9 protein-coding genes are annotated in these 12,119 nt (G+C 43.9%); 4 read left to right on the top strand and 5 right to left on the bottom strand.

Features of this window, described 5'->3' with window-relative positions:
* Positions 1-20: 20 nt before the first annotated feature.
* On the top strand, positions 21-854 hold the full coding sequence (ppsR, locus tag F7R24_RS08060) for a posphoenolpyruvate synthetase regulatory kinase/phosphorylase PpsR (protein WP_240776042.1): 834 nt from the start codon (positions 21-23) through the stop codon (positions 852-854).
* A 26-nt stretch (positions 855-880) separates the two neighbouring features.
* Here ppsR and F7R24_RS08065 read toward each other — a convergent pair whose 3' ends face one another.
* Positions 881-2,284, bottom strand: coding sequence for a sigma-54-dependent transcriptional regulator (locus F7R24_RS08065; RefSeq protein WP_276613241.1), 1,404 nt, complete (start codon positions 2,282-2,284; stop codon positions 881-883).
* Between the two features lie 2 nt (positions 2,285-2,286).
* A complete protein-coding gene (locus F7R24_RS08070; RefSeq protein WP_151670740.1) occupies positions 2,287-3,885 on the bottom strand; it encodes a two-component system sensor histidine kinase NtrB in 1,599 nt (532 codons plus the stop codon).
* Positions 3,886-4,058: 173 nt separating this feature from the next.
* Here F7R24_RS08070 and pilB point away from each other — a divergent pair, with 173 nt between their 5' ends.
* The 3 genes from pilB to F7R24_RS08085 are packed head-to-tail and all read left to right on the top strand — an operon-like array spanning position 4,059 to position 7,959.
* Positions 4,059-5,777: a type IV-A pilus assembly ATPase PilB gene (pilB, locus tag F7R24_RS08075; RefSeq protein WP_276613242.1), complete on the top strand. Its 1,719-nt coding sequence runs from the start codon at positions 4,059-4,061 to the stop codon at positions 5,775-5,777.
* 17 nt (positions 5,778-5,794) lie between these two features.
* Positions 5,795-7,030: a type II secretion system F family protein gene (locus F7R24_RS08080; protein ID WP_151670741.1), complete on the top strand. Its 1,236-nt coding sequence runs from the start codon at positions 5,795-5,797 to the stop codon at positions 7,028-7,030.
* Positions 7,031-7,086: 56 nt separating this feature from the next.
* Positions 7,087-7,959: a prepilin peptidase gene (locus tag F7R24_RS08085; RefSeq protein ID WP_276613243.1), complete on the top strand. Its 873-nt coding sequence runs from the start codon at positions 7,087-7,089 to the stop codon at positions 7,957-7,959.
* A gap of 10 nt (positions 7,960-7,969) precedes the next feature.
* Here the strand turns inward: F7R24_RS08085 and F7R24_RS08090 are convergent, their stop codons facing one another.
* From F7R24_RS08090 to F7R24_RS08100, 3 genes are all read right to left on the bottom strand, one after another.
* The gene (locus F7R24_RS08090; RefSeq protein WP_151670743.1) at positions 7,970-9,037 is read right to left on the bottom strand and encodes an ABC transporter ATP-binding protein; all 1,068 of its coding nucleotides are present in this window, start codon (positions 9,035-9,037) and stop codon (positions 7,970-7,972) included.
* Complete coding sequence (locus F7R24_RS08095; protein ID WP_151670744.1) at positions 9,034-10,725, bottom strand: ABC transporter permease; 1,692 nt, start codon at positions 10,723-10,725, stop codon at positions 9,034-9,036. Before F7R24_RS08095 ends, F7R24_RS08090 begins: the two co-directional genes overlap by 4 nt.
* 123 nt (positions 10,726-10,848) lie before the next feature.
* Positions 10,849-11,895, bottom strand: a complete 1,047-nt coding sequence (locus F7R24_RS08100) for an extracellular solute-binding protein (protein ID WP_206057500.1) — start codon at positions 11,893-11,895, stop codon at positions 10,849-10,851.
* Positions 11,896-12,119: the final 224 nt, after the last annotated feature.

Here is a 12,119-nt window from a genome sequence, read left to right on the forward strand (position 1 = left end):
TCATTCGTAAGGAAAGATCAGTGGAAAAGTCGATCAATAGCAGAACAGCGTTTTTTATTTCAGACGGAACCGGTATCACGGCTGAAACACTGGGTAACAGTTTGTTAACGCAATTCGAAGGGATACATTTTGATATGATCACCCTTCCCTATATTGATACGCTTGAAAAAGCCGAACGCGTCGTCGCTAAAATTAATGAGGCCTGTGAGAAAGACCATAAAGCTGCCATTGTTTTTGATACCATCGTGAATCCAGAAATTCGAGAGATGATTGCAGCATCGAACGGTTTCAAAATCGATGTCTTTGAAACTTTCCTAAAACCTCTTGAAAAAGAGCTAGACGCACACTCTTCCTACACGGTCGGAAAATCGCACTCTATCAACGAGGCCAGTCGCTATAAAGAGCGAATCGCGTCGGTTAACTTTGCCTTAGACAATGATGATGGTGGGCGTGTTCAGCAATATCATAAAGCCGACCTTATTCTTGTCGGTGTATCTCGCTGCGGCAAAACTCCTACCTGTCTTTATATGGCGCTGCAGTTTGGTATACGTGCAGCCAACTACCCAATCACGATTGATGATTTAGAAGCACAGGGATTACCTGATATTTTAATGCAGCATCGTGAAAAGTTATTTGGCCTGACGATTGATCCTTTCCATTTAGCTGCGATACGCCATGAACGCCGTCCTAACAGTCGTTATGCTTCGTTAGAGCAATGCGAATTTGAAGTCAGAGAAGTGGAAAGACGTCTGCAACAACTGAACTTAGGCATGATTAATACCACCCACTTTTCCGTTGAAGAGATCGCCACTCGCATCATGGCCGATGCAGGACTGAAGCGCAGAATTGCCTAGTGGTAATAGTGATCATGATGATTAACCTAGTCCATATTTAGTTTTTTCAATCGGTATCTTAGGGTACGAAACGAGATGCCGAGTTTTTTGGCTGCTGCCGTTTTGTTGTAATCAGATGCTTGCAATGCTTTTTCGAGTATCTGTCGCTCTACACTTTCTAAGTAACTTTCTAAACCTACCTCACAAACACTGTCGAGATTTTCAACTGCCACAGCATTCACTTGCGTCGTATGGCTTGAGCGACCATCGGTTTGAATATCATCTGCTTCAATCACATCACCATCGTTCAAGGTAATGGCTCTTGCTAAAAGATTTTCTAGCTCTCGCACATTGCCAGGAAATGCATGCTGGCAAAGTCGCTTCAACGCACAGTCAGAAAGACTCGGTACCGATCGACCCATCTCTTCAGCAAGCTGACTGAGAAAAAAGTTAGCTAAGCTTGGAATGTCTTCAGGATGCTCACGTAAAGGTGGAACTTTAAGCTCTATTACATTGATTCTGTAATATAAATCCTCTCTGAACTCACCCGCTTCTACCTTTGCTGCCAAGTCCTCATGCGTTGCACTGACAATACGGACATCGACATACTCTTCTTTTTGAGCACCCACAGGACGTACCGATTTCTCTTGAATGGCACGCAAAAGTTTTACCTGCATATCCAAAGGCAAATCGGCAACTTCATCCAGAAATAAGGTCCCACCTTCTGCCGCTTGAAAAAGGCCTTCTTTATTTTGCGTCGCTCCAGTAAAACTGCCCTTACGATGTCCGAAAAATTCACTTTCCATCAACTCAGCAGGAATAGCACCACAGTTAACGGCAATAAAAGGCTTATCACAACGATGACTGCGATGGTGAAGCATTCGAGCAACTAACTCTTTACCTGTACCCGACTCTCCATGAATATGCACTGGTGCAAGGCTTCTTGCTAAACGGATAACGAGTTTGCGAATTTTTTCAATGATTTCAGACTGCCCCATTAACTCAGGACCTGTATCACAGGATGCAACAACTTCCTTTTGTTGATCTAGACGCAATGCAGATGTTACAAGATTCCTAAGGGTTTGAAGTTCAACAGGTTTATTCAAAAAATCGAAAGCGCCCGCTTTTAATGCCTCGATAGCACTGCTCATATTGCCATGTGCCGTAATCATCGCCACAGGAATTTGCGAAAACTGTTTTTGAATACGATAGATCAACTCCATACCATTGCCATCAGGTAAGCGCATGTCTGTTAAACACAGCTGAATGCCACCTTCTCCATGTAACTCTAGAAGCTGATTAGCCTGCGACAATGTCTCTGCCTCTAAGCACTCGACCTGCATTCGAGTCAACGTCAAACTAATTAACTCTCGAATATCTGGCTCATCATCGACAATAAGTACTTTAGGACGCTGATTGGGTACCCATGATTTAGCAGAACTGATCGACACTGTTAATCCTCTTCAATGATCACTTGAGCATTAAAGCTCAAGCGAAAACAGGTATAGTTTTTTTGCTGCTGATGCGCCAGATGAGATTGATTAGCCTGAGCTAATTCACGTGATAAGTATAACCCTAAACCGGTTCCTTTGGCTGTTGTAGTAAAGAATGGTTCAAATAGCTGATCTCGATGCTGCTCTTTAACCGGTGGCCCATTATTGATCACCTCTATAAACGTTGAACGCGAATCACCCCCTGACAATCTAACAATTACCTCAGGGGTTTGCTCTGATAGCAAAGCATAATCACAGGCATTCCTGAAAAGGTTGCTGAGTATTTGGTGCAAGTGACCTGAGTCAAAAATAACGTGAATAGGTTGCTCTACTTTGTTATCGAAAATCACCAGTGGTTTTATTTCTGGTTTCAAATACACAAGCTCATCAATAAAACGCTGTAGCCAAGATGAAATCTCTAACTTTTCTTTGCTAACTCGATCACGATTACCCAATTGCAACACGTCTTCAACGATACGATTAACACGAGCAGTGTTTTCTTTGATGATGTCGGTTAAGCGCAAATCCTCAGGGGGGAGATGGTCTGACTCCGCCAGTAGCGCACTGGCATGACCAATTGAGCTAAGCGGGTTACGAATTTCATGAGCAATTCCGGCAGTTAAACGGCCTAAGGATGCCAGTCTTAATTGTTGTGACTGTTCGTCAACTAACGCAGCATCCTCTAAAAAAATCAGTACGCCAGCTTTACGTTCATCACCCCCGCTGCTGATGGGTACAATTTGAATTAATAAGCTGGCAGGTAAGGTATCCACGCGCTGTTTAGCATAGATAGATTTACGTTCCTTCATCCATAAACGCAATTGGAGATTTAACTCTGTACTGAAATATTGTAAGGGAGTACCTAAACTTTGTGACGGCGCATCAAGTAAACGTCGAGCAGCCTCATTGACTAACCTAACACTTTGCTGTTGATCGACCACTAATACCCCCGTTGCCATTTGGCTGATCACCTGCTCAGTCAATTCGGACATATTCGCCAGATCCAATCCACGTGCATGTGCTAGGTCGGCATTTTCTCTGGCTTGTTTGGCTAGCACTGTTGCTAATACGGACGTTACTATCAGCGCCAACCCCAACAAACCCGCCATAGAGTAATTGTATTGACTGGTGTGTGAGTATACCTGACTGTAAAACTGCTCGAATAAGACAGCAATGGATGCAACTGCAGCAAAAAATACTGACATTCGCCCTGCAAGCAACATACTTGCGTTGGCGATACTGACCACTAAAAGCATACCTACACCACTACTGATACCGCCACTAGCGTGCATCATCAAGGTAAATAGCACTATATCGATGGTGGTATGGGTATAAACCTGCCATGTGTAATGTGGTGTTCTGAGTAATAAAGGATATATAGCTAACAGCGATATGATTGCATAAAGAAAAACTGATGTATTAAATAGGTGAGGATAAGTTTCTCCTAACGGATCGGGTAGATAACCAGTATGGATTAAAAATACGATAAGCATCGCCAACACAATACGATAAAGTGTCAGTAGGCGCATGATTCTCCATGCTTTTATAGTTACATCCATACGCTACTTTCCTAATGGTAGGCTTGTAAGATTCTTGAGCAGGGTCAAATCCTTTGTAAATAATCACCACGAAAACAAGCTAGAATAGCTTAGGTCATTGATAACTGTGATTAACTGTGATTTGATTGCTATGCTATAAGAATATCAATGATTAGGTTAACTTGGGAGTTACTGTGGCACAAGGGGCTCAACCACTTAGCGGTCTTGCAAAACGTTTGGTTATGGACGGCGTTTTTTCTGCTGAAGTTGCCACGGATGCAATTCAAAAATCTCGCGAATCTAAACAGCCGTTCGTGAGCTACATTATTAAGCAACGTCTTGTCAGTGCTCATCGTGCTGCTTCTGCGGCAGCTGAAGAGTTTGGTTTGCCTTTACTGGATCTTGATGCAATACCGGGTGATTCCTTACCCAAAGAGATTATTTCTGATGCACTAATTACCAAGCATCATATTCTGCCATTAATGAAGCGCGATAATCGACTATTCGTAGCGGTCGCTGACCCGACTAACATGCAGGGTGTCGATGAGATAAAGTTTCAAACTGGCATTATCACCGAAGTTGTCATTGTAGAAGAAGATAAACTGTCTGCCGCTTTAGATATTTATTTAGATCAACAACAGAGCTCTGCGCTTGGCGACTTGGATGATGCCGATTTAGATAATCTTGATATTGACGATGGCTCTCAACCCAAAGAAGAAGAGCAAACAGCAGAAGATGCTGCCAGTGAAGCACCAATTGTTCGCTTCATTAATAAAGTATTGATGGATGCCATCAAAACAGGCGCATCGGATATTCACTTTGAACCTTATGAAAAAATCTACCGCGTACGTTGTCGTATCGATGGTATTCTTCAAGAAGTTCACCGCCCGCCAATGAACCTTGCTACCCGCTTAGCTGCCAGACTTAAAGTTATGTCTCAGATGGACATTTCTGAAAAGCGCGTGCCGCAAGACGGTCGTATCAAAATGAAAGTCACCAAAAATCGCTCCATCGATTTTCGTGTGAATAGCTTACCCACCCTATGGGGTGAGAAAATTGTATTGCGTATACTTGATCCAACCAGTGCAAAAATTGGGGTTGAAGCCTTAGGTTTTGAACCTGATCAGAAGAAAATTTACCTTACCACTCTAGAACAGCCCCAAGGCATGATCTTGGTAACGGGCCCAACGGGTTCAGGTAAGACGGTAACCCTTTATACGGGTTTGAATATTTTAAATACTTCAGAGCGAAACATATCCACCGCAGAAGATCCTGTCGAGATCAATATGGACGGTATCAACCAGGTTCATGTTAACACCAAAGTGGGTTTAACTTTCGCGGAAGCTCTTCGCTCTTTCCTACGTCAAGACCCTGATGTCGTTATGGTGGGTGAAATTCGAGACCTTGAGACGGCTGAAATTGCCATCAAGGCTGCTCAAACCGGTCACATGGTTTTGTCTACATTGCACACCAACAGTGCGCCTGAGACTCTGACTCGTTTACGTAATATGGGTGTACCCGCATTCAACGTAGCCACCTCTGTCAGTCTTATTATTGCTCAGCGACTCGGTCGACGCTTATGTGAATCATGTAAACGCCCGGCAACGATCCCAGAAGCTGCGTTGCTCGAAGAAGGTTTCAAACCTGAACAGATACCCGATCTGCATATATATGAAGCCAATCATGATGGTTGTCCAAAATGCAACAAGGGTTACAAAGGACGCGTTGGGATCTATGAAATGTTGGCAATGAGCCAAGAAATAGCAGAATGTATCATGGAAAATGGTACTTCTCTCGATATACTGCGTGTAGCGCGCAAACAGGGATTTAAAACTCTTCGAGAATCCGGTCTTCTTAAAGTTGCAAACGGTTTAACAAGTTTAGAAGAGATGAATCGTGTTATTAAGACCTAATTAGGAAAATAACCAAGATGGCGACAGCAGCAGCTAAAAAAGAAAAAAAGAAGCTTACTTTCCAATGGGAAGGCAAGGATCGTAGTGGCAACAAAAGTAAGGGTAAAATTGACGCTGAAAACGTCGCAATTGCCAAATCGTTGCTGCGTAAACAGGGCATAAACCCAAGTAAAGTTGCCAAGCAAAGTAGCCTTTCGTTTCTGGGTGGTAAAAACAAACCCATTAAACCATTGGATATTGCCTTCTTTACTCGACAGATGGCAACGATGATGAAATCCGGTGTTCCTTTGTTACAAGGGTTAGAGATCGTTGCCAATGGAACTGAAAAGGTCAAACTGAAAGAGATGACCTATGACATTCGTAATGATGTTAACGGTGGTACAGATTTCTCTACAGCCCTATCACACCATCCTAAGTATTTTGATGAACTCACCTGTTCACTTGTACGAGCCGGTGAACAATCCGGTGCGCTGGAAACAATGCTTGATCGTATAGCCACCTATAAAGAAAAAATTGAGTCCTTAAAAGCGAAAATCAAAAAGGCGATGACCTATCCTGCAGCAGTTGTGGTCGTTGGTATCGTGGTTTCTGCTATTCTGTTGGTGAAAGTAGTACCGCAGTTTCAAGATATTTTCCGAAGCTTTGGTGCAGACCTTCCTGCCTTTACTCTTATGGTTATCGGTTTATCTGATTTTGCTCAGAAGTACTGGTTCTTTGCCCTGATAGGATTTGTGATCTTCGGGTTTGCCTTTGGCAAGGCGATGGAAAAATCGCAAAAACTTAGGGATGCTGTTGATCGATTTGTCCTTAAAATTCCCGTGTTAGGTGAAATTCTTTATAAAGCAGCGATTGCCCGATTTACTCGTACCCTTTCAACGACTTTTGCAGCCGGTGTACCGCTTGTGTCCGCACTGGATTCTGCTGCAGGCGCTTCAGGTAACGTTGTCTTTAGGAATTCGATAATTCAGATTCGTAACGGTGTATCGACAGGTCAGTCATTACAAAATGCGGTCAATATGACGGGTATCTATCCTGCTATGGTAACGCAAATGATTGCCATCGGTGAGGAAGCGGGTTCACTGGATACCATGTTAGACAAGATCGCTAGCTTTTATGAGGAAGAAGTAGACAACGCAGTTGATAACCTTTCTAGCTTACTAGAACCGTTGATCATGGTTGTCTTGGGTACGCTGGTCGGCGGCTTGGTTATCGCTATGTACTTGCCAATTTTCCAATTGGGCAACGTGGTTTAGCGGCTACAGCTACCCTTTATAATCACAGCTTGTGAAGAAAAAGGAATCTAATGATAATGTTTGAACTGTTTGCGGCTCACACTCTGTGGGCCGTTTTATTTTCCGTTATATTAGCTCTATTAGTCGGTAGTTTTTTAAATGTTGTTATCTTTCGCCTTCCCGTAATGATGGAGCGCGAATGGCAAGCAGCTATTCAAGCAGACAACAATCAGCTTGATACCAATAAACACGAAACCCAAGTATTAGAAGAAAAATTTAATCTAGCCTTCCCCGCTTCACGTTGTAATAGCTGCGGTCATCAGATCCGCTGGTATGAAAACATACCGGTTATCAGCTGGATTGTTTTGAAGGGTCGCTGCAGTCAATGCAAAACATCGATTAGTGCTCGTTATCCATTGATTGAAGCTTTAAGTGGGGCGCTTTGCGGAATTATCGCTTGGCAATATGGTTTTACGACCACTGGGTTTGCGTTGATGCTGTTAACGTGGGCCTTAATTGCGCTTACCTTTATTGACGTTGATCATCAGTTGTTGCCGGATAGTATTACTTTGCCGTTACTTTGGCTTGGTTTATTACTGAATAGCTTTGAAATCTTTACTACCCTTGAAAGTGCTGTGTGGGGAGCAATCCTGGGCTATTTAGCACTTTGGAGTGTTTACTGGGCTTTTAAACTGTTAACCGGTAAAGAAGGCATGGGCTATGGAGACTTTAAACTATTAGCTGCACTTGGAGCTTGGGGCGGTGCAATCAGCTTACCGATGATTATTCTGTTCTCATCCGTCGCAGGCGTTTTATTGGCAGGAATTTTGATCGCACTGCGTAAACATAATGCGGCTAACCCACTACCTTTCGGCCCTTATTTAGCTATCGCCGGTTGGTGTGCGATGTTGTGGGGTGAGCCTCTGATGCGTTGGTACCTTGGTGGCTGATAGAGGGCGATTAGCCGGGAAAGACGAAAGCTAAATCAGGGTCGATGGCAACACGATGCTTGCCTTCAGCAACAGGATGCATGGGTCCTAAAATACGCGCTTTATAAAGCTCTTGCATTGGACACAGGCCGACTTCATCGTCACAAGGACGCAACGTAATCTCTTTGGTAACGCCTAATTGTCTTACCGAGATTAAGTCAACCAACACACCACCGGCTACACCAATTTTTAACCCCTCCGGGCGCACTAAAATTTGCACTGGCGCACCATCAGGATGACCTGGAGCAGGTACTCTCCCCAACGGAGTGGGAACATAGCCATGTTCAACATAACCGGAAAGTCGATTAATGGGACCAAATAATCCTGCAACAAAGGTATCTGCTGGACGAAAATAAACCTCGTCTGGTGTTCCTGATTGGCGCAGCCTACCATCTGCCCCTAAAATTTTGATGCGATCAGCCATGGCCATCGCCTCTTCTGGATCATGGGTAACTAGCAGTGTTGCTACTCCCCGTTCACGCAGAACGTGAGCGGTTTCTTCACGCACTTGAGCTCGCAAAGTGGTATCCAAGCCCGAAAAGGGCTCATCCAGCAGCATAACACGCGGTTCAGGTGCCAGTGCTCGAGCCAAGGCTACCCGTTGCTGCTGACCGCCCGACAACGTGTGAGGGTAGGCTTTTTGGTAATCCGCCATGCCGACACGTTCAAGCAGTCGAACAGCTCGAGCTTGAGCATCTTGCGTAGACAGATGACGCAAGCCAAACATGACATTTTGAATAACACTAATATGCGGAAATAAAGCAAAATCTTGAAACATCAAACCCACGCCACGTTTTTCTGGCGGCAATTGAAAGCCTGGTTCAGCAACTAAGCTTCCACCAATGGTAATCTTACCCTCTTGAATGGGCTCAAGCCCTGCCGCAAGGCGCAATAAAGTAGACTTACCACTACCAGACGATCCTAGCAAACAGACCAACTCACCAGCTTGTGCGCCTATGGATACACCTTTTAGGATCTCTCTATTATCAAAACTATGTCGAATAGATTTCAGTTCTAAGCCGGTATCTAAAGGTTTCATGTATTCTTTCCTCCGGAACGGCTCTGAGAAATGGTGTAGGACAGAAGAATCGTTGGAATCAAACCTACTAAAACAATTGTCAGAGAACCCAATGCTGCGATTTCAATCTGCTCATCTTTTGCATATTGATACACATGGGTAGCCAAGGTATTAAAGTTAAAGGGTCTAAGAATGAGTGTTGCTGGCAGCTCTTTCATCGTATCAACAAACACCAGAATCGCAGCAGTACCCAAACTCCCCCTTAAAATGGGTACATGGACATCACGCAACACCCCCGAAGGAGATCGTCCTAAGGTGCGTGCAGCGCCATCCAGGTTGGGCCGAATTCTGGTTAGTCCTGCTTCTACTGTGCCGTAGGAAAGTGCCAGAAAACGCGCCACATAGGCATATATCAAGATAAACATACTGCCAGAGAAAAGTAGACCTGTTGAGATACCAAAACGTTCAAACATAATGGCATCTAACAGGTTATCAAAATAGCCAAATGGATACAGAATACCAACAGCCAATACCGCACCGGGTACTGCATAGCCCAACGAAACCAAACGTAAGCATGACGCTAAAAACGGACCCTTACCTAAACGCCCTGCATAGGCCAAGAAGAGTCCAAGTGTTACCGCAACCACCGCAGCTGTTGCCGATAGTATCAAGCTATTTTTAGCATAGGTCAGGAAACCTGCCGAAATAGAAGCCTCATAGAATTTGATAGAATAAGCGACCAGTTGCGCACCCGGTATAATCAGTCCTAATAAGATAGGCAAGCTACAGGCAATAATCGCAGCGACCGCTTTCCAACCGGTTAAATGGATTCGAGGTGGAGCAATACTTCGTGTCGAAGAATGATAGCGTTTTTTCCGTCTTGCAAATCGTTCTATCAAGATTAACGCAACAATAAAGATTAACAATACAACCGCAATTTGGGCACCGCCTCCTAAGTTGCGCATATGAAACCAGACATTAAAAATACCTGCCGTCAGTGTTCTTACCGCAAAATAGTCAACCGTACCAAAATCATTTAATGCCTCCATTAACGCCAGTACTACCCCTACCACAATCGAGGGTCTAGCAATGGGAAGCCCTACCCGCAGAAAACTTTGCCAAGTTGAGCAACCTAGGGTGCGACTAGCCTCTAACATCGTCGCTGACTGCTCTAAAAATGCAGATCGTGATAGTAAGTAAACATAAGGATAAAGCACCAACACCATCATTGAGATGGCACCACCCAAGGAGCGTATATTGGGAAACCAGTAGTCTCTCGGTGTACGCCAGCCAAAAGTCTCACGCAATAGCGACTGCACAGGACCCGAAAAGTTGAGAAGGTCGGTATACACATAGGCAACAACATAGGCCGGCATAGCCAAAGGAATGAGAAGTGCCCATTCAAAAACACGTCTACCTGGAAAGCGACACATGGTCACTAACCATGCCGTACCGGTACCGATAATAAAGGTACCAATGCAAACACCCAGCATTAGCCACAGAGTATTTTTAATATAACCAGGCAGAACGGTAGAGATTAAGTGTGGCCAAATGTTTTCAGTCGGAAACATTGCCAAGTAAAAAACAGCGAAAATAGGTAACAGAACGATGAGAGCAATAAGTAGACTTCCAAACGTCCAAAAGTCTAGATGCAAACGAGAACGCAAGCTGGAAAGGTAACCCTTATGTACTACAGATTGACTACTCATAAGTTGACTTACGTAGACTCACCATCTAAAAATCTCATCGTTATTGAGAGAAGCTTAAAAACAAAAAGTCCGGTAGCACATAAATCTGCACTACCAGACTGGAAATTCCTTACATTTTATAGGTTAAGGCCCAGCATTGAAATCCACTTCGTTCATAATTCTCAGTGCTAAACCTTTGTAGTCAGCGATGGCAGCAGGAGACTCAGCATCAAACTTAGGCTCACCCCACATTTGCACAATCTCAGACCATTGCACACCCGGCTTGACTGGATATTCCGTGTTGCCTGCAGAGTACATTTCTTGAGCCAGGTCATCAGACAAAAACTCAAGTAACTGAACTGCCTGATCAAAATTAGGTGCATATCGAGCAACAATGGCCCCTGACATGTTGATGTGCGTACCTACGGTATCTTGATCTGGGAATATCAAATTCACCGATTCTGCCCATGGACGTTGTTCGTCACTCGCTAGCATTGCCCCCATGTAATAGGTGTTAACAATGGCAACGTCACACAAACCTGTGTAAATATTTTGCACTTGGCCACGGTCGTTACCCTGTGGTGATTGAGCCAAATTGGCTTTTACACCTTTAATCCATTCACGAGCGACTTCTTCACCGTGATGGTGAATCATCGCAGCCAATAAACCAAGGTTGTAGTCATGATCGCCCGGACGTGTACAGATACGACCTTTCCATTGCTCATCAGCCAAATCTAGATAGCTATTGATCTCTGATGGATCAACGCGCTCTTTAGAAGCGTAAATAGGACGTGCTCGGAAGGTCAAACCAAACCAAGAACCATCTTCGGCACGAAACTCGGCTGGAATATTGGATTCAATCACCTCACTGGAAACAGGCTGAGTGAGTCCATCGTTTACCATATCCACTAGACGACCTACATCCACTGTCATCACAACATCGACAGGGCTGTTGCGACCTTCTGCTTTAATTCGTTCTTCCATACCTGCACCACTGGCATACACCACATTAACTTGGGTGCCTGTGGCTTCAGTAAAGGCTTGTAACAAAGGAGCAATCAGAAACTCTTGACGATCGGTATAAACATTAACTTCATTTGCGCTGACAGCCAAAGGCATAAGGGTTGCAGCGGCAACTGATGCCGTTAAAGCAAACTTTGAAGAACGAGCAAACAGTGACTTAATTGACATTCGCGACACTCCGTCTGTGATGTGATTATTAAAACTTAAATCTCATTGAGAATCAATCTTAATATCAATACTACGTTCAACAAAAACTAAATGCAACTGGTTTTTATTTAGATTTGTAATACCATTTATTAGAATTAATTAGACCACTCTCTACAAATAGATAATGTAAATCACTATCGTTCAAATTTAGCATTAATCTTGCATTGAACAATTGATCTAAATCA

The sequence above is a fragment of the Nitrincola schmidtii genome (assembly GCF_008973715.1).
Taxonomy (GTDB): Bacteria; Pseudomonadota; Gammaproteobacteria; order Pseudomonadales; family Balneatricaceae; genus Nitrincola; species Nitrincola schmidtii.